This window comes from Cellvibrio japonicus Ueda107, from assembly GCF_000019225.1.
Taxonomy (GTDB): Bacteria; Pseudomonadota; Gammaproteobacteria; order Pseudomonadales; family Cellvibrionaceae; genus Cellvibrio; species Cellvibrio japonicus.
The window spans coordinates 3,058,804-3,078,104 of the sequence record NC_010995.1 but is presented as its reverse complement, the minus strand read 5'-3'; the positions used below and the strand labels follow the sequence as shown (position 1 = coordinate 3,078,104).

Below are 19,301 nucleotides of genomic sequence, written 5' to 3'. Positions count from 1 at the left end.
TACGCAGAGTTATAATCGTTACAGCTATTTGTGGAATAACCCACTGAATGCCACTGACCCGAGCGGTTTCTTCGTAAACGCCTAACTAACCCCATCCTTGTAATTCCACGGTAATAATGCCTCGATCTGTTCGAGGCTTGTCGCATTGGGTAATTCAGTGAAGATTGTTTTTAAATACCCATAAGGCTCCAGCCCATTGGCCTTGGCGGTTTCAATCACACTGTATAAATTTGCACTCGCCGTGGCCCCTTTGGGACTTGTGGAGAATAGCCAGTTTTTTCGCCCAATCACAAACGGGCGGATTGCATTCTCCGCTGCATTGTTATCAATCGGATAATCCCCCGATTCCACATAGCGAACCAGCTTCGGCCATTGTTCATGCAAATAATGCAATGCCTTTCCAATCAACGATTGTGGCGGTGAATGTGCCAAGCTTTTATCCAGCCAGACTTTTATTTTTTGTAACACCGGCAGCGATTGTGTTTGTCTCAGTTGATATTTTTCTTCCGGCGTTTTGTCCTTAATCGCCTTTTCTATTCCATAGAGCTGCTGGATAAACGCAATCGCTTGATCTGCTTTACCGGTTTTTCCCTTCGCCTGGATTTTTTGTGCCTCGATAAACTTGCGACGCGCATGTGCCCAACAGGCTAAATGGGTAATACCCTTTTTTTCACAAGGTGCGTTGTAAGCTGCATAGCCATCGGTCATGAGTGCGCCATTAAAATCACGTAGCAATTCCGTGATTACTTTTCCACTGCGTGTCGGTTCGTAGCGATAAAGCACTGCTGCACACGTGGGTTGCGTACTGCGCAATACCCACATAAAACTCTGTGTTTCAGCCGCACGACCGGTTTCATTCAACACCTGCACACGCGTTTCATCCGCATGAAGAATCGTTTGTTCCAACATCCTTTCGTGCAGCAAGTTAATTAATGGCTGCACCAGGTTTCCACAACGGATCATCCAGTTGGCGAGTGTAGTGCGATCCATCTCCACACCAATACGTTTGAAAATGTCCGTCTGGCGATACAGCGGCATGGCATCTACATATTTTTGCGTGGCAATATGGGCCAACAGCCCGGGTGAGGCGATACTTTTTTCAATCGGCTGTGCGGGTTTCTTTGCGGTCACAAGATAGTTTTCGCAACAGGGGCAGGCGTATTTCAATCGTTTGTGATGTAACACCCGAACACTGGCGGGGATAATGTCTAATTGTTCGTGGGATTCAAAACCGATGGGTTTTAATAACGATCCATCGTGCGGACAGCATTTTTGATCCTCAGGCAGATCGTGGGTAATCTCGATACGATGTAGCTCTTTGGGAATGGATGCACGTTTCTTCTTGCGTTTATGCTCCGCTACAACAACCGTGTCATCGGCAAAGGCATCCACTTGTTCAGGGGCTTCGGCTTCCGCGGTATCCTCCGCTTCGGTAAAGACCAGCTCCGCTTGAAGCACTTCCTGCTTTTCACTGGAACTGCCAAATTGTTTTTGCTGAAGCGAGAGGATGTATTCCTCAAGGAGGCGAATGCGCTTTTCTTTGCTTTGAAGGGACTTTTCCTGCGCTGAAATAATATCGTCTTTATCGGCAACTATTTTTTGCAGATCAATATTTTCTTGCAGAAGATCGGGTTTGTTTTCCATCCACACATCTTATAAAAAACCTGCGCAGGTTGATAGCACTAATTCGCCGAGAAGAAATATTTTTCTGTGTGTGGTTGAAGCTTTTCAATATCTAACCCGCGCAACAGCCAATCAAACTGTTCGTGAGTCAGTGATAACACAGCATCACCCCGGCGTGGCCATTTGAATTTATCTTTTTCCAGCCGCTTGTACCACAGACAAAACCCGGTTTTATCCCAGTAGAGGATTTTTATTTTATTGCGGGTGCGATTGCCAAACACAAACACGGATCGGGAAAATACCTCCAGTGCCATGGACTCCTGCACCAAGACACTCAACCCATTAATGGATTTGCGAAAATCCACCGGTTGCCGGTGTACGTATACCGGTACATCATCCCACTGGATCATGCCAACGCCCTGAGCAATTGGGCCAGCCACTGAGGTGGCGGTAGTGTGCCAAATTCAAGCTGGCCTACATGATGGCGAATGGTCAGTGATGCAGCCTTCACACCAGAAGCTTCGTGCGGTATTTTGGGCTTTACTTTTACACGAACAAAACCGGCTTCCTCTTTACTGGCCATCTTTGCCAATTGTTTGCGGCGCAAGCTGAAGTATTTGGGGCACAGCTCGTTCTGCTTACAAAAAACGGCTGCTGATACACCGCTGGCGTCGTGCTGCGCAAACAGTGCTCGCCATTGTTCTTCGTTACGTTTTTTCATAAGGCCTCCTGGTGAATTTAGGAAAAGTACCTTAGTAAAAAAACAATTAACTCGATAGATGGGGTTAGTTAGGCGCTTACGTTTCTTCCTGAAGAAACTATGGAAAGAACTGAAACCCTTTGTCGGTGCTATTGTTACGGTGGTTTTGGTGGCAACCGGAGTTGGCGCTATTGTTGCGGGCATGATCGGCGGTGCATTAGGTGCAGCAGCTAATGGCGGGAATATTATAAAAGGAGCGATTTTTGGTGCCTTCAGCGGTGCAGCCGCGCAAGCGGGGATGATGGCCTCGGCGATATGGGGAGGAATGCAGGCCGAAATGCAAGGTGGCAAGTTTGGTCATGGATTTATTGCGGCGGGAATAGGAGCCCTCGGTGGCAGTAGTGGAGAATTGGGTTGGAGTGGTTTTATTCGATCAGCGGTTGTCGGTGGCGTAGCGACGGAAATTACTGGTGGTAAGTTTAAGAATGGAGCGGCGAGTGCGGCGTTTATGTACGCGGTGAGCGCTGGGGTGCAGAGGATAAAGGCTGGGGGAGTGGAAGAAGTTAATGCTACTGCAAATTGTAAATCTATCCGTTGTACACGAGAGGGAGATGGATGGAAGCAGTTAGGAGAGGGAAAGCGTGGTGAAGTTGAATGGACAGGCTCTGATGTTGTTAGTGATCCTGAAACTGATAGGTTAATAATTGAGCGGAAAGAGTCAGGTGGTTTTGAGCATAGTCGTCGTAGAGAACATGGTTCAACAGGTCATGTGGAAAAGACATGTGATAGTTCTGGATGTGCTTCGGTTTTGGTATTAAGTACGGATAATAAACCTGGCACTGCCGATTCTACTTCTTTGCCAAATCATTCAACAGATACATTTGTACAACATAGCCATCCTAAAGGTAGTGGATCAGCCAATAATAATTTTGGGCCAGGTGATCATATATTTTTAACGAAAGGAAAGGTTAATTATTTATTAAACTCATCAGGGGATTTAATGGTATTAGAGGCTCACTCTGGTAGGGTTTGGCAAAGAACTTTAACAGGAAATAATGCAGGGAAAAATGAAGTCTGGATAAGAAGACTGGATTGATAGAGGCCCATATTATGATTCGTAATTTTTTGATAATTATCTTTTTTTTTATTAATACAGTGAATTGTTCTGCTGATACTAAAAACAAAGTTATAAGAAAAGAAGGGATCATTGCACCATATAAAATGGAGTATTTTGAGTTTTTAAATGATAAAGATACTCCTGTTTGGCTGAATGGAGCTGTAGGATCGTTTTCTGTTTCATGTGGTTATAGGGTTATATATGGTGAGGCGTTCATATTTGGAGAAAAACAGGTAAAAAGAAAAAGAGTAGTGCTACATGAGCTATTGACGGAGGGGTGTCGTGAGTCTACTGATATTGGGCTTCGTGGTGAATACTTATATGTTTCTAGTGTTGTTCATGGAAAAGACGTTGTTGAAAATGCTGCTATTGTTATAGATAGAATTGGTTTTGAATCCATTGATATCGAACACGAGAGTGGAGTTTTTTTAAATAACTCTAATTATTATCGATTGGTAAAAAAACAAAGCTGTGACGCTTCTTTTTATGATGGTCATGCAGTTTGCATTGGGTTGAAGAGTATACGTGACAAGTATGAATTAAAGCCATAGAAAAGTTTTCATGATTTTTCTAGTGGCAATAGTCGCGGTTTTGAATACACCAGTTATGACATGGCCAGCAAAATCAGTAAGGATGCCAATAACTATGCTGAATTCAGTTACGGCCCGGATCGTGCACGCTGGCAGCGTGTGGATAAAAAAGGTTCAACCATAACCACCACAACTTACCTGGGTAATATCGAACGCATAGCCACCAATAACTCAACCGTAGTGGAATGGAAGCGAACAGTCGGCGGCGCGGTACATACCTACCGAACTGTCAACAATGTGCTGCAAGCCAACGGTTCAGATAAAAAATACCTCTACGTTGACCACCTGGGTTCAGTGGATGCCATCACCGATGGTACCGGTAAGGTCACCCACTCCATGAGTTTTGATGCCTGGGGAGCAAGGCGCAGTGGAGAGGATTGGTCGGCGCAAACCATCAGTCAGGTAATCAGTAGTTTAAGCCTCACCGGCTTTACCCAGCCTATTACTACCCGTGGCTACACTGGCCATGAAATGGTGGATGATATGGGTATCATCCATATGAACGGGCGGATTTACGATGCGCGTATTGCACGTTTCCTACAGGCTGATCCGTTTATCCAGGCGGCGACCAACACACAAAGTTTTAAGCGCTATTCTTATGTATGTACAGTGATGGTTATTGCTTGACACTCGCCCCCCTGACGAGTTGTGTCATTTATTCCGCATGCCTTCTCTAATTCAGTGTTGTCCTGTCTACTGTTATTGTGTTGGTTTTAAAATCAATAATTCACCTGCTGTCAATGTTAGCTGTTGCGCTAGAAGAATGTCTGTCTTGTTTAATAGATCAATATGGTTTCCATGAATATCTGCCGGTAAATTAAACGTAGTTTCAGCTGTAGGGTTCAGGTTGAGAATCACCCAGCGGCTGTCATTTTGTACTTCATACTTAACAATAAGTGCGCTGCCGGTGTGGTTGTATTGCATCACTTTTTCCGGCAGCTTTAACACCGCGTCATTCTGTCGTAGGGCAATTAATCTCTGGTAAAACATTAAGGTGGAATCGGGGTTATTTTCCTGCTGCGCGACAGTGTAGTCTGCCCTCTTGGAAAATGTATTCCAATTGGTTTCCCAGGTTGTTTTCAATACAGCTTGGGGCGGTACAGGTACTTGGGTGTCGGTCGCGGGTTGATCTATCCATGTTGTCTTGGCGCTGCTGAAACCTGCATTCTGGTGTGAGTTCCATTGCATTGGTGCTCGGCGGTAAATATCGTTACCCAACATCAATTGCTGCATATTGATTTCATCGCCATAGTAAATAAACGGTGTACCTGGTGTAGTTAACAGCAGGGCGGCGGCGATATTCGCCAGTGTATGGTTTTCACTAAAATGATTGTGGATGCGATCAATATCGTGGTTGTTGAGTGCTTTGGCAAAAAAATACATGGGAGCACTGCTCTGGTGTTTATGGTAAAGGTTGTACCACAGGGTTTCACGCATGCGCTGGTAATGCTGGTTGAGAGTGTCAGTATCATCAGTGGTTATGGCGGTTGTTGTTTTAAGTGTATCGCTGACAGTTAATCCAAAACTAAAATCAAAGGCCGCGTCCAGGCCTCTGCCATTACTGAAATAGCGTGCGGCAATAGCGCTGTCGGCAAAGGCTTCGCCCACTAAAAAAATATCCGGGTTAATGCTTTTGACGTAAGTGCTGTAATGTTTCCAAAAATTTAATGTGCCGGCAGTATCGGCTTGCAGGGGGATTCCCCCCTCTTCGATTATATAGCGGATAGCGTCGAGCCTGAAACCATCCACACCTTTGTCGATCCAGAATTTGGTCAATTGCTCAATTTCTTTTATCACCGCAGGGTTTTTAAAGTTCAGGTCAGGTTGGCTGGGGTCAAATGCACCGTAATACCAGTCTTTGCGGGTTTTTGTCGTTTTCCAGGCCCAGTTATCAGCGACGTAATGCCACACCGCTTGTGGATCAACCTGGTCAGACCAGGCTTTTCCGTAGCCCGCGGGAAGTGTTTCACTCCACACGAAAAAATCTTCATAACCCGGTTCTTTATTGGCGGATTTGATAAACCAGGGATGGTCATTGGAAACATGGTTGAGTGCCAAATCCAGGATGACTTTAATGCCGCTTGTTTTTGCCGCTGTAATCAATTCTTCAAAATCGTCCATTGAACCCAGGTCTTTTTCAATTTGGTAATAATCAATCACGTCGTAACCGTGGGTGGAATTGGATTCAAATATAGGGTTAAGCCAAATAGCCGTTATCCCCAGTGCTTTCAAGTAATCCAGTTTTTTGGTAACGCCTTTTAAATCTCCATTGCCATCCCCATCGGTGTCGTAATAAGAGCGTGGCCAGATTTGGTATACCACTGCATCATGCCACCATTTTTTCTGCGGCGTTTTTTTTAACCACAGCGGACCTAATACGTCTAACCCTGCGTTCTCACTTGCAGTTTCTTTTTCTGTTGTCGGTAAGCCAAGTGTCTGCCCGGAGAATTTTGTGAAGATTTCAATTGCCACACCTTCAGGTTCCTGATCCCGGTTGGTGGTATTGATATAGAAACCGCTTGCAGCAATAACAAGGAGTAGGAAAATAACAATAAGTAGAGCGTAGCGTTTCACGTTAAAAATCCCTATATGTATGGATGGGGAAAGTGTGCGGAGAAATTAAATAGATTACTAATACAAAAAATAAAAAGATTAACGTTGATTGCATGTAAAAAAACAGAGATATACCCTATGAATACGTATTCAATTGCGTACTTTTTTAGAAAGTGCATTGTGGCGGGGTATGGCGTGAATCCTGAATGCAATAGGGGTCATCCTACGCAATTACTACCGTAAAAAATTCATATTTCCTTGATGCGGCAATAAGTTGGTATTGATAATCGGTGATGTAAGGATGGCAACGGAATTTGAAATGAAATAGTTGGATGGTGAAAGTTTTCATGTTATCGAGCAATAAATGAAAAACGGGTTGTTTATTGTGAAGATAACAATAAACAACCCGTTTTCTTTTGCACACTTTGACTTCACCCTAGGGACGGTCAAAGTGTGACAACAAGTCAGGCGCTTACAAACCTGAAATAGTCGACGTAGCCCAGCTTCTGTATGCAGCGCCGTTGGGGCTTTGGTCTGCACGCAGTTTAAGGCCGAGGGTTTGATAGAGCTCGGACTGGGTTCTACCGCCAATATCGATGACCCTGCCACCGGTGATACCCGCACCGGCAACCAGCATTGGCACATTGCTGTTACCGTGGGAGTCGGCATCGCCCATGTCAGATACCTGGGTCACAATGGTAGAGCTTAACAAACCCTTCGCATTGAATTTATCAAACAGGTTTTTGGTTAAGCCTTGCATGTACGCAATATCCTCTGTGTAAGCGAGTGGCATATTGCCCTGGTTGTGGTGCGACTGGTGCGATTCGCGGCCAAGTACATCCAGGAAGTGGGTATGCGCATCGGTACCGAAAGCGATAGAGACTGACGCGGTAAGATTGCACTCCAGGGCAAGGGCCACTATATCCGTGTGCAGTTTTGACAAGGCGTCAAAACCAGTCACTGCCGTACTTGGTGGTTGTGGACATGAGCCTCCCGGATTTGTACCGGTATCCAGGGCGTCTTCGATTTCACGAATCGCTGTGAAGTGACTGTCCAGCTTGTCTTTTTCGTGCTGCCCCAGTTTGGTTCTCAAACTGCTGATAGCAGTATAGTGCAAGTCCACCACAGATTTTCTTGGGGTTGTACTACCGCTGCTACTGCCACCGCCAGAGCCACCGGAAAACAGAATGTCCAATGCCGCCTGTGGGCTGGTAATAATGGGTTTGCCATTAAAACCTTCACGGCTTAATGCAGATTCTGCTGTAGTACCTACGTTCAGGTACCTCACCGGATAGTTGGCACCGATGGTGCGCCCCAGGTTTACATCGAAGCTGTCCTCGGACCAACTGCCGTTATTAAAGCGGTGGAACATAACCCCATGGCCCGCACCGCTGAGTGAAGCATTGCGCAACAGTGCAATACGGCTGTAGTGGGACTGCAATTGGGCAGATTGTACTGGCAGCGTGGAGCCGGATGGGAACCACTTATCCGGATGGCAACCGCCACCGGAAAATACCAAACAGTGTTTGGTCGGCGTGCCTGATTGTGCTTCCGCTGTGCGCGCCAGCATAACACCGGCAAGCAAAGAAGAAGCCTTAATTAATCCCGCAGATATACCGGCATGTTTGACGACTTTCAGGAAGTCTCTGCGTTCTTTGTCGAAGCAGTCTTTATATCTCATGTTATTTACTCCAATTCGTTAACAAGGCGAGCTTGATGGGGCGCGCATTAGCGCGCCCACTCTTGCCGGTAAATCACAGAATCCAATGCCGAAATTTCTTCGAGCATGGCACGTGGGCCACGGGTGGTCAGCACGTTGGTCAAGTTAGTAATGCCGCAGCGATAGGCATTTTCTTCCTCTTTACTAATGCGTGCGTAGCCGACATTTCTGGTGGAGTCAATCAGGAAGATCGAGTGGATACCCGAGCTGTAGCTCATGAACTGGGTTGCCAGACAGCTCTGTGCCAGGCCGGATACCATTGGGTCTTCAACGATGGTGCGCGCGAGATCCTTACCACCGCTAAATTGGATGGCAGGTGAGTGAATTACACGATCCGGGTCGTTGAGGAACTGCAATTGTGGGAAGGGCGAGAAGAATGTACCGGTAGATACAATCGCATTGCCTTTCAAATCCACAGTGCGTACACGACCGAGGGTATCGTAGTTTTCCAATGCACCGCCCAATGGGTTAATGATTTCACCATGGCAATTGGAGCAACTGGTACCGGATGTAATCCTGTCGAAGATCATGCGCTGGGTTGTGCGCGGATCTTCGAAGAATTCCTTGTCGCGCGCAGCCAGGGCTTCACGGTCGAGGCTTACACCTGAGGGTGGCTCAGGAATATCCTGACACATCATCCGGCGACGAATGGCAACAGAGCGGGTAACCAGGTTGGCATCGGTTGCACTGGCGTAGCGAGACAGGAAGGCACCGGAAATCAGGATACCGCCGCGCTCGCTGGCCGCTGTGCGCACAAAGCCATCGGCATCGGCACCGCTACTGGTGTAGGACAGACCGTAGAGTGAAGCCAGGCGCTGGTTAACATGGGTGTAGCTCGGGTTGTAAATTGACGCGAAGGTAGAGCTGCTGTCCAGCATTGCGTGGGCGAAGTTTTTACCCAGCTCCAGTTTCATGTCATTTGCCAGGGTGCCAAAGTTGGATACGCCGGTTTTTTCTTTGGTTTCCAACTGATCGGTGCCCAGCCAGCGGTTTACGAAGTCATTCAGTAACTCACGGGTATTGGTAGTGTTTAACAGGCTTGCAGCTTGCTGGCGAATACCGGCGACGGTATTCAAATCACCACGACCTGCCGCTGCCAGCAATGTAGTACTGGGCGTAGTACCTGTGAGGGTATAACTGAGGTAGGTTGCCATCTCATAGCCGTTGAGTTTGTACACGCCACTACCGCTGGCGTCACCCAATTCCGAGCGATACAGGAATTGTGGGGAAGACAGCATGGCGGCCAAGGCGATTTCCATCCCCTGTGCTGGTGTACGGCCTGCAGCAGTGCCTCGGGCAACCGCTTGATAAGCACTGGTTTCCTCTGTTGTTAATGGGCGGCGGAAAATGCGTGGGCCGAGTTCGCTAACCAGGCGGTCAGCACAGGTTGTGCTGGGTGTACAACTCAAGACAGCGTTCCAGCGAGTCGCAACGTTAGTTGCAATACGCTCAGCAGTGGACAAATAACTGGTGTAACGGGACCTGTCAACCAGCAAGGTATTGTTATTCACGAAGGAGCCGGTAATAAAATCATCGGGCAAACGAGAGATAACATCTTCCTGGTAACCCACCAGATCGCGCACAGAGCGCTGGTATTCCTGTTTGGTCAGCAGACGCAGTGTGCGCTGGCCATAGGTAGATGCGTTTGACGGACAGGAGAAGTAGGAAACCGGATTGTCCGGGATACCATCACTGGGACGGCGCCAGGTGCGGATAAAGGCTTCAATATCAGCGGCGCACTGGCCAGTACAACTGCCTTCATTACCTTGCGGCATCCACATGGAAATGAAGTCTCTCAGTGCACGGTCCTGGGTATCACGGCTGTGGCGATAGAGATCGCGGTTTGGATTGAGCGGGGTCAATGCTGGCGTACCGGATGCATTGCGCTCACCGTCGACACCGTGACAAGCCACGCAGGTTTGGGTATTCCACAGGTTTGCACCGCGTGTTGCATCGCCAACCAGATAACCGGTAGAACTACTGCTGCTGCTTGAGCCAGTGCCGTTAGTGCTGCTGGATGAACTGGAGCTGCTGCCAGGTGGAACACTGCTGGATGATGAGCTGCCTGTTCCATCGTTGTATACCAGGGTAATGGCCGCACTGGGTGTTGAGGGCACACTGTCGCGATAGCTGATCACCTTGTAGTCGTAACTGCCGGGTGAAGAAAGCAGGCTATCGATATAAGAGGAGGTATTGGCTGGCAGGTTGGTTTGTGTTGTCCAGCGACCATCTGCACCTAAGCGACGCACCAGGAAACCGGACTCGTTATTGCTCACATCCGCCCAGGTCAACGTGGCATTGCCATTGCCCTGGCTTACACTGCCCTGCAGGCTTTGGGGCGCAGCCGGCGCGGTGGGCAATACAATTGCCGCAACGTTGGTTGGGTTATCGCGTGTCAGGAACATTTTGAAATACACAGGTACGCGTTCACCGATATTGCTTAGATTGGCAATCGCACGCAGGGCTTCTACACCGGCGTTCAATTCGAAATCAGCACTGTTGATCACGATAGGACGACGCGGCGATACACTGATGCTGGTATTGCTGTGTTTCACAATCGTTGCATCAAACGTGACAGCTTTGCTGACGCCGTGCAGGATCAGGTTACCGGTCAGGCTTTGTACCTGCATGCTACCGGCTGCCAGGCTTTCCAATGCACTGGTGTCCAATTGCGTAGTGAAATGCAAGCTGGGCAAGTAGCCTGATTCAAACAACAGCGTTTGCATACGGGTGTTGCGGATTTCAACACCACTGGAAATGGTTGCCAGGGGAATGGTCAGTGTCGCACTGCCATTGGTGGCAACAGTACCCTGCAATTGGCTGAAGGTCATGGTTTCCGCTGTGCTGATATTTTTTACCGTCACAAAATGGAAACTGGATTTGGTGGCGTCCAACAACCAGCGGGCAACCGTGGGGGCAACACTGCTACTGCTGCTGGAGACGGAACTGCTGGATGGTGGAGCGCTGCTGCTGGACGAACTGCTGCTACTGGGGGTTGTGCCATCGCAGCTTGCACCGTTCAGGGTGTAACCGCCAGGTGCCTGGCTGCCTGGATTATTAACAATAAATCCAAATTGCACGGTCGCGTTACTAGCCAGGTTGCCGTTGTAGCCTGCGTTTTTGACACAGACGTTTTGTCCACTGGCGGTGAAGGTGCCATCCCACATATTGGCAATAACTTCGCTGCCGTTAAATGTCCAGCACACTTCCCAGCTGCTAACGGCTGCACCATTATTTTTTACCGCAACGTTGATCTGGGCACCGTTACCCCAACTGTTGGTTGTTGTATAGCTAACACTACATGCACCTTGCGCCAGGGTACTGCCGGAGGCAATCAAACCCAGGGAGAGCATCGAGAGTTTAAGTAAATTTTTCATGATAGATTCTCTTTCGCCTCGTCCAGTTAGCGCGCGTTAAACACAAGCGCGAAATCCACAGGCACTGCCGCACTGATTGACGACAGATTGACAATCGAACGCAGGGCTTCCACACCGTCGGTTAAATTAAAGTCGGCGGCGCGCGTTACAACCGGTGCCATGCTTTGAACCAGAACACGTGAACTGGATAAGCGTTGTACCGATACACGAGTTGTCACCGTTGCACTCACACCGTGGAGGTTAACGTTGGCACTCAGGTCGGTTTGTGTGGTTTGTCCGGCAGCTAATGTGCTCAGCAAACTGCTGGGAACATTCACGGTGATGGTGGCTGTTGGATAGGTTGCTGTTTGGAACAGCAGATCGCGCACACGTTGATCGCGCAAGGCAACACCGGTACTCACGCTATTCATATCAATCGTCACAGTCGCGACACCGGCGGTACTGATAGAACCTGTCAGTGTGCCAAAGGTATGGATTTCAACGTTGTGGAGGTTTTTGGTTGTTACAAAGTTCAGGTAAGACGTCGTGCTATCCAGATCCCAGCTGATGTTATTCGCCACCGAACTGGAGCTGCTGCTAACGATAGCGCTGGAAGACGATGAGGATACTGACGAAGCACTGGAAGAGCTTACCGGAACAGATGAACTCGATGACGATGAGGGCGTGCTGCCACACACTGCACCGGTGACTTGCGGTACTTCCGCTGTCGCATTGCCTTTGCTGCCCTGGAATCCAAATTCAACCGTCTGGTTGGGTTGGATAGTGCCGTTCCAATTCAGGTTCGATGCCGAGTAGGGGTTGGAGCCGCTGAAATTAGCGTTCCAGCTACTGGTAAGGCGGTTATCGCCGCTGTATTGCCAACTCACGTTCCAGCCATTGATGGGACTTGTTCCTGTGTTGGTTATTCTTATGCTGGCGGTATAGCCGTTATTCCACTGGTTGGTTACCACGTATTGGCAACCGGCATAAACCTGTGTGGAAAGAGCGGCGCTTGCCAGGGAAATCCCCAGCGCACAAAGGGATCGCGCTAGCCTGCCCCTTAGGCGCGGGTTGATCGCAGAGGCTGTAAAACTACTCATAGTGTCTTCCTCGTAAGTAAATGCCGAGCAAGCCCGGCAATGGATCATCAACAACCCGCGGTGTTAAACAACCAGTAGGCACCACGGGACCTGTCGAAGGGTAAAAAGAGCCCGAAACTGCGCCGATTCGAGCGGTGAAACAAATCGATACCTCAGGCTTTAGGAACGCGTTTGCCTAGTGGCATTGACTCCGAGAGCATCGATGTCGGCTCTTCTTCGCGTCGGCTCATACCCAGACCTTTGCCGGTACTGAGGGAGTGGATGAGGGTGCAGGCCAGGATGCAGGCAGGGCCAAGCAGTCCCAGGTACACGAACATGACAAAGCTGTATTCGACGGTGTGGTTCCAGGGACGTGCAATCCCCAGATAACAGGCGAATAGCCAGGAGATGGTAGAAATAGCGCCGCTAAGCACTACCAGGACTTTTTCGATATTGCCCAGTCCCAGAATGCCGCGATTGGACACTACGCGCGGGAAACTGAAATGATGCAGAACCACGCCGTTAAGCGTCAGGACTGCAACAACGGTGAATTTGGCCCAGAGTTTCTGATTCAGCAGATACTCCTGAGGGTTTTCGATATAGCCAATCAACACCAATGCCAATCCGGAAATCCAAAGCACGATAAGCGACAGCGAAATAATTTCTGCCGCGCGTGTCAGCTCCTTAATTCCCTGATGCGACAAGGGCTTGCCGCGCGTTTTGGCTAATGCCAGGTCCTGCATCAATAAAATGCCCACAGCGACACAAGCCGCCAGCAGGTGAACATAAACAATTAGGGTTTTCATTGGCTAATCCGATTGTTCTATTGTTGTTTGTGAATCAATCATCACTACAAGTGTGAAATGATTGCGCTAACATTTTTCATTAACACAACGCCGAACAACGAAGAGAGACGGCAGGGTGCTAAAGGGTCAACGATTTTTTAAGTCAATAGAAACCACTGCGCTTTGTGTGCGGCACAAAAACGATTATGGTTGGTTGATGAGGGTGTAAAACGACCGGGAAACAAAGGTCACCTTACAGGGTACTTCTCGCGATTAACGCTTTGCCTCTCACGGCTGCTATTGCTTTTTGTCGTTATGTTTTGTCGCTAATAATTATATTTTCACGCCTATCAATACCATCATGAGAGTGAGGAGAGGTTGGTACTGATACTTGTGTGGAAGTTATATTTGCTCAAGATCGCATAAAAAAGTGTGATTCACTTCGCAAAATTTCCAGGGGCACTGGTGCAAAAAGTCACGAAATGAACATTTTGTCGTCACAGTTTGCATTTGATACCCCAAAAGATGGAATTTTGACTTTTCGGCGAAGGTAGTTTTGACGATTTTGGTGCAGCAGCTTTAAGGGAAAACAAAAAATTTTGACGACAATCCATTTTTATGGATGAACTTGGGCTCATGAACAATTGAAATGGCATCAAAAATTGTCCTAACACCAGCGTTCTGTGATGGAGTTCAGCCCCTTGGCCGATAGATGGTTTTTCACCAGGTCTCCTTGGACAGATACCAAGGGTGGGGTTGCCCATTGCCCCCTGTTGGAGTGCAGGTCAATCGACGGGGTGATAAACTCGGCGAGTCTCTGTTTGAGTTGTGGTTATGACCCTTCGCTCCCTGGCGCATCTGCGCTTCGATAACCGTCTGGTGCGTGAACTTCCTGCCGATCCTGTTGTTGAAAATTATCGCCGCCAGGTCACTGGTGCGGTTTATTCCCGTGTAACTCCCACCCCTGTCAGTGCGCCACAGTTGATCATGGCTGCACAGGACGTTGCTGACCTGCTGGATCTGGGCGCGGATATCCTGGCGCAGCCGGAATTTACCCAGGTTTTTGCCGGTAATAGCTTATTACCGGGTATGGAGCCCCATGCGTGTTGTTATGGCGGACACCAATTTGGCAATTGGGCCGGACAACTGGGGGATGGGCGCGCCATTAATTTGGGCGAAGTCATCAATCAGCGCGGTGAGCATTGGACGTTGCAACTCAAAGGTGCTGGTCCGACGCCCTATTCGCGCACAGCTGATGGCCTGGCGGTATTGCGCTCTTCCCTGCGTGAGTTTTTATGCAGCGAGGCTATGCATCATCTGGGCGTACCGACCACCCGCGCCCTTAGCCTGGTGACAACGGGCGAGTTGGTAAGGCGCGATATGTTCTACGACGGCAATCCCCAGTGGGAGCCTGGTGCAATTGTCTGCCGTGTCGCTCCCGGATTTACCCGCTTCGGCAATTTTGAAATTTTCTCTGCCCGTGGCGACATTGATCTTTTACGCCAGTTAGTGGATTTTACTATTCGTGCAGATTTTCCCGCGTTGCTTGAAGGCAATACACCGGATAAGCACACCTATTTGCGCTGGTACCAGGACGTTTGTAAGCGCACCGCACAGTTAATGGCACACTGGATGCGGGTCGGATTTGTGCACGGCGTGATGAACACCGACAACATGTCAATCCTTGGGTTAACCATTGATTACGGGCCTTATGGTTGGCTGGAAGGCTACGACCCGGACTGGACACCCAATACCACCGATGCCCAGGGCCGCCGCTATCGCTATGGAAACCAGCCGCGTGTTGCCCTTTGGAATCTGGCTCAGTTGGCAAATGCTATCTATCCCCTGATCAATGAAGTAGAGCCTCTGCAAGCGGGACTGGAATATTTTCGTGCGCAATACGAAGCCTGCTCGCAACAGGATATGGCCGCTAAGCTGGGCTTAAGTCAGTTCCGGCAGGAAACAGATCAGCCACTGGTGGAATCGCTATTGGCAGTTTTGCAATCTACCGAAATGGATATGACGATTTTCTATCGGCGCCTGGCAAGTATTGCATCTGTCGATTTACTTGACGCCAGTAACGAATATCTATTAACGCACTTCTTGCCTGCCTGCTACCAAACTCCTGATGCGACACAAGTTGCGATGCTGCGCCAATGGCTGATGGACTACGCCCGGCGTATACAGCAGGATGTTGTTATGAACGGATGGACGGAGGTGCAGCGATGTGCATTGATGAATCGCACCAATCCCAAGTATGTATTGCGCAATTACATGGCACAGCAAGCCATTGATAAAGCGACCCAGGGGGATTACAACGAGGTCCAGCAGTTGTTGACACTGTTGCGCAACCCCTACGATGAACAACCCGAATTTGACCGGTATTTTGCCAAACGCCCTGAGTGGGCCAGGCATAAAGCCGGGTGCTCAATGCTTTCCTGCAGTTCCTGATAAGCGTGTTGTTTATTGCATTATTATTGTATTGATGAGTGGAAAACCTTATTCATGATTGGAAAAATTTTAGGCTTTTTATTTGGAACCCTGTTGTCGCGCAATCTGCTGGGTGGGTTGTTGGGGGCATTGTTCGGGCATTTTTTCTGGGACAAAAAACGCAATGCAAAACCACCGTTAAGCGATGAACAACGACAGAAAATCCAGCGTAATTTTTTTGAAACTACCTTTACGTTAATGGGGCATCTGGCAAAAGCCGACGGTCGGGTGAGCGAAACAGAAATTGCCCTGACAGAGTCGCTGATGACCAAAATGGGATTGACGGCAGAGCATCGGCGCGACGCTATACAGCTGTTCAAGCAAGGCACCTCTGCAGATTTTGTGATTGCCCAAACCCTGGCGCAATTCCAGCAAGTTTGCGGTGCAAGCCCGAATCTCAGCCAGATGTTATTGGTTTACCTGGTTAACCTTGCCATGGCGGACGGGCAACTGGATGAGCAGGAAGCGCGGGTGTTGCGGCATGTGGCAGGGCAGTTGGGTTTTTCCGGTTTTGCTTTTGAGCAGCTGTTGCGCATGCTCAACGCACAACACGCATTTCGTTCCGGGTATCGCGATCAAGGCCATTATCAGAAACCGGCGATTGATGAATTGCAGCTGGCCTATCAAGCTTTGGGGGTTGAGCCTGGTGTCAGCGATGCCGAACTGAAAAAGGCTTATCGTAAACTCATGAGTGAATACCACCCGGATAAGTTGATCGGGCAGGGCTTACCGGATGATATGGTAAAAGCGGCGACTGAACGTGCCCAGGAAATCCAGGCGGCCTATGACCTTATTAAAAAATCCCGCCGCTGATTGTCGGTGGTTATACGCGTAATAACCTTCCACTTTTCTCCCCTTTTTTCGCCCCTGTAATTCCTGCTGCAATCAGGGGCGTTTTCTTGTCGCCTGTTTGTTTATTGTTGTGTTAGCGCGCAATAAGTATGCTTTTTTATGGGGCAAAAAGTGACTGGCATGCACTGCTGATGTGAATCGCGTTTCAAAATGTGACGTTTACGCCAAGTTTGTTACATGTTGTTGACAACGTTGTCCAGCTGGGTGTATTTTCATCATCACCAGTGGTTAATTACGGCACGCGAGCAATAACACCAAGCTGTGATTAATCCGATAAAACGCTGCTTTTTTTAGTATTTGTATGCTGTCCTACAAGGTTGTATGTAACCGTCTCTGTATGAGACATCGTTGTAATCATTAATCGGTTTCCAGATGTTGGAAATGGAGTTAATGAGAGAGTTTTCCGCAAACGTCTACGTGATCCGGCTGCACTTTTTAGCTGGGTGGGATTGTTTTGCCTGAGAAATAACAAAAAAACTTAATCGCTTGGCAAGGAGTCGAGGGTGGGATCGCCCTCACAGAGTGTTGTTCACAATCCATTATCAGCAGGCTGTCTGTACGGCAGAAGTCTGTTTATCAACCACCGTATTTATATAAAAACGTTGAGGAAAACACTATGAAACTTGTTAAGACCCTAATGCTGTCGGCGCTGCTACCCGCAGTTCTGGTCAGCAAAGCCTACGCCTACAATTGTAGTGGCGTGGCCCAATATCAGGATGGCAGTAGTTATGCGACTGGCGCTATTGTGCAAAACGGTGGCTCTGCGTACCAATGTACGGTGGGTGGCTGGTGTACGGTAGGCGGGCCTTATGCACCTGGTTCAGGTTGGGCATGGACGAATGCCTGGAGTGGCCTGGGCAGTTGCTCTGGTACCTCCAGCAGTTCCTCTTCCGTGAGTGTCTCTTCTGTAGTTTCCAGCTCTGTAGCCAGTTCTGTGGCAAGTTCGACATCCTCTGTTGTCGGTTGTGGCGGCTTATCTGCCTGGAATTCAACGGCGGTTTACACCGGTGGCAACCAGGTTTCGCACAATGGTGTGAAATACCAGGCCAAGTGGTGGACCCAGGGGCAAGATCCGGCAACTAATTCAGGTCCTGATGGTGTCTGGGCTGCACAGGGCAGTTGTGGATCTTCATCGGTAGCGTCTTCATCCGTGGTGTCCTCCTCTGTTGTATCGTCTTCATCCGTGGTGTCCTCCTCTGTTGTATCGTCTTCTGTGGCTTCATCCGCAGTGTCTTCAAGTTCTTCCTCTGTGGCATCTTCCAGTAGTTCGGTGAATCCCGGTGGCAAAAAAGTGGTTGGCTATTTTGCCCAGTGGGGCGTGTATGCACGCAATTATCACGTGAAAAATATCCATACCAGTGGTTCTGCTGCCAAGCTGACCCACATCCTTTACGCCTTTGGTAATGTGCAGAATGGCCAGTGTGTTATTGGTGATGCCTATGCCGATTACGAGCGTGCCTATACCGCAGCAGATAGCGTGGACGGTGTTGCCGATACCTGGGACCAACCACTGCGCGGCAGCTTTAACCAGTTGCGCAAACTCAAGCAGATGTATCCCGGCCTGAAAGTGATCTGGTCATTCGGCGGCTGGACCTGGTCGGGCGGATTTGGCCAGGCATCACAAAATGCGACAGCGTTTGCCAACTCCTGTTACAACCTGGTGGAAGATCCGCGTTGGGCCGATGTGTTTGACGGTATCGATATCGACTGGGAATACCCCAACGAGTGTGGCCTGGTTTGTGATACCAGCGGTTTTGCATCGTACAAAACCCTGATGCAAGCCCTGCGCGCCCGTTTTGGCAGCAGCAACCTGGTGACCTCTGCGATTGGCGCCGGTGCGGCGAAAATCAATGCGGCCGATTACGCCGGTGCGGCACAGTATGTCGATTTCTACATGCCTATGACCTATGACTTCTTTGGTGCCTGGGATAAGACCGGTCCGACGGCTCCTCACTCTGCACTTTATGAATACTCGGGTATTCCGATTGCCGGTTACCAATCTGACAATGCTGTGCAGCTGCTGAAGTCGAAAGGTATTCCGGCTAACAAGATCCTGCTGGGTGTTGGTTTCTATGGTCGCGGTTGGAACGGTGTTACCCAACTGGCTCCCGGCGGTTCTGCAACCGGTGCGGCTACAGGCTCCTATGAGGCGGGTATCGAGGATTACAAGGTGCTGAAAACCAAGTGTCCGACAACCTATACCATTGCCGGTACTGCCTATGCCAAGTGCGGTAACGAATGGTGGAGCTTTGATACACCCCAGACGCTGACCGGCAAGATGGACTATGTTAACCAGCAAAATCTCGGTGGTACTTTCTTCTGGGAGTTGAGTGGTGACACCGCGAATGGTGAGCTGATCAACGTACTGGGAACTATCCGCTAATTCATGATTACCGGAAGCGGATAGCACCGCTTCCGTGCCCCTCTCCTTGCTTG

At 49.1% G+C, this 19,301-nt stretch carries 14 protein-coding genes; 6 read left to right on the top strand and 8 right to left on the bottom strand.

The genetic code is table 11. The annotated features are described in order from the left end of the window. Positions 1-81: 81 nt before the first annotated feature. The 3 genes from tnpC to tnpA are packed head-to-tail and all read right to left on the bottom strand — an operon-like array spanning position 82 to position 2,344. Positions 82-1,644, bottom strand: a complete 1,563-nt coding sequence (gene tnpC, locus CJA_RS12660; protein ID WP_049765460.1) for an IS66 family transposase — start codon at positions 1,642-1,644, stop codon at positions 82-84. A gap of 38 nt (positions 1,645-1,682) precedes the next feature. Beyond that, entirely contained in the window at positions 1,683-2,033 is a 351-nt protein-coding gene (gene tnpB / locus CJA_RS12655) for an IS66 family insertion sequence element accessory protein TnpB (RefSeq protein ID WP_012485814.1), read from the bottom strand. Further along, a complete protein-coding gene (tnpA, locus tag CJA_RS18700; protein ID WP_012485813.1) occupies positions 2,030-2,344 on the bottom strand; it encodes an IS66 family insertion sequence element accessory protein TnpA in 315 nt (104 codons plus the stop codon). The genes tnpB and tnpA overlap by 4 nt, the downstream gene beginning before the upstream one ends. A gap of 58 nt (positions 2,345-2,402) precedes the next feature. Here tnpA and CJA_RS12645 point away from each other — a divergent pair, with 58 nt between their 5' ends. The 3 genes from CJA_RS12645 to CJA_RS12635 are packed head-to-tail and all read left to right on the top strand — an operon-like array spanning position 2,403 to position 4,657. Continuing rightward, positions 2,403-3,419, top strand: a complete 1,017-nt coding sequence (locus tag CJA_RS12645; protein ID WP_012488216.1) for a hypothetical protein — start codon at positions 2,403-2,405, stop codon at positions 3,417-3,419. A gap of 14 nt (positions 3,420-3,433) precedes the next feature. After that, positions 3,434-3,991: a hypothetical protein gene (locus CJA_RS12640; RefSeq protein ID WP_041551510.1), complete on the top strand. Its 558-nt coding sequence runs from the start codon at positions 3,434-3,436 to the stop codon at positions 3,989-3,991. Between the two features lie 60 nt (positions 3,992-4,051). Next, positions 4,052-4,657: an RHS repeat-associated core domain-containing protein gene (locus CJA_RS12635; RefSeq protein WP_012488215.1), complete on the top strand. Its 606-nt coding sequence runs from the start codon at positions 4,052-4,054 to the stop codon at positions 4,655-4,657. A 72-nt stretch (positions 4,658-4,729) separates the two neighbouring features. Here the strand turns inward: CJA_RS12635 and CJA_RS12630 are convergent, their stop codons facing one another. The 5 genes from CJA_RS12630 to CJA_RS12610 all read right to left on the bottom strand — a co-directional run bounded on the left by CJA_RS12630 (position 4,730) and on the right by CJA_RS12610 (position 13,544). Next, the gene (locus CJA_RS12630) at positions 4,730-6,604 is read right to left on the bottom strand and encodes an alpha-amylase family glycosyl hydrolase (RefSeq protein WP_012488214.1); all 1,875 of its coding nucleotides are present in this window, start codon (positions 6,602-6,604) and stop codon (positions 4,730-4,732) included. Positions 6,605-7,055: 451 nt separating this feature from the next. Further along, positions 7,056-8,264, bottom strand: a complete 1,209-nt coding sequence (locus tag CJA_RS12625) for a DUF1552 domain-containing protein (protein WP_012488213.1) — start codon at positions 8,262-8,264, stop codon at positions 7,056-7,058. A gap of 47 nt (positions 8,265-8,311) precedes the next feature. Then, a complete protein-coding gene (locus tag CJA_RS12620; protein ID WP_012488212.1) occupies positions 8,312-11,680 on the bottom strand; it encodes a DUF1592 domain-containing protein in 3,369 nt (1,122 codons plus the stop codon). Positions 11,681-11,706: 26 nt separating this feature from the next. Continuing rightward, the gene (locus CJA_RS12615; protein WP_012488211.1) at positions 11,707-12,759 is read right to left on the bottom strand and encodes a cellulose binding domain-containing protein; all 1,053 of its coding nucleotides are present in this window, start codon (positions 12,757-12,759) and stop codon (positions 11,707-11,709) included. Between the two features lie 152 nt (positions 12,760-12,911). Continuing rightward, positions 12,912-13,544 carry a DUF2214 family protein gene (locus tag CJA_RS12610; protein ID WP_012488210.1) on the bottom strand — a complete coding sequence of 211 codons (633 nt, stop codon included), beginning with the start codon at positions 13,542-13,544 and terminating at the stop codon, positions 12,912-12,914. Positions 13,545-14,357: 813 nt separating this feature from the next. Between CJA_RS12610 and CJA_RS12605 the strand changes: the two genes are divergently transcribed. From CJA_RS12605 to CJA_RS12595, 3 genes are all read left to right on the top strand, one after another. After that, positions 14,358-15,974 carry a protein adenylyltransferase SelO gene (locus CJA_RS12605; protein WP_012488209.1) on the top strand — a complete coding sequence of 539 codons (1,617 nt, stop codon included), beginning with the start codon at positions 14,358-14,360 and terminating at the stop codon, positions 15,972-15,974. Between the two features lie 54 nt (positions 15,975-16,028). Continuing rightward, a complete protein-coding gene (gene djlA / locus CJA_RS12600; RefSeq protein ID WP_012488208.1) occupies positions 16,029-16,826 on the top strand; it encodes a co-chaperone DjlA in 798 nt (265 codons plus the stop codon). Positions 16,827-17,481: 655 nt separating this feature from the next. Beyond that, on the top strand, positions 17,482-19,248 hold the full coding sequence (locus tag CJA_RS12595; RefSeq protein ID WP_012488207.1) for a glycosyl hydrolase family 18 protein: 1,767 nt from the start codon (positions 17,482-17,484) through the stop codon (positions 19,246-19,248). The last annotated feature ends 53 nt before the right edge of the window (positions 19,249-19,301 follow it).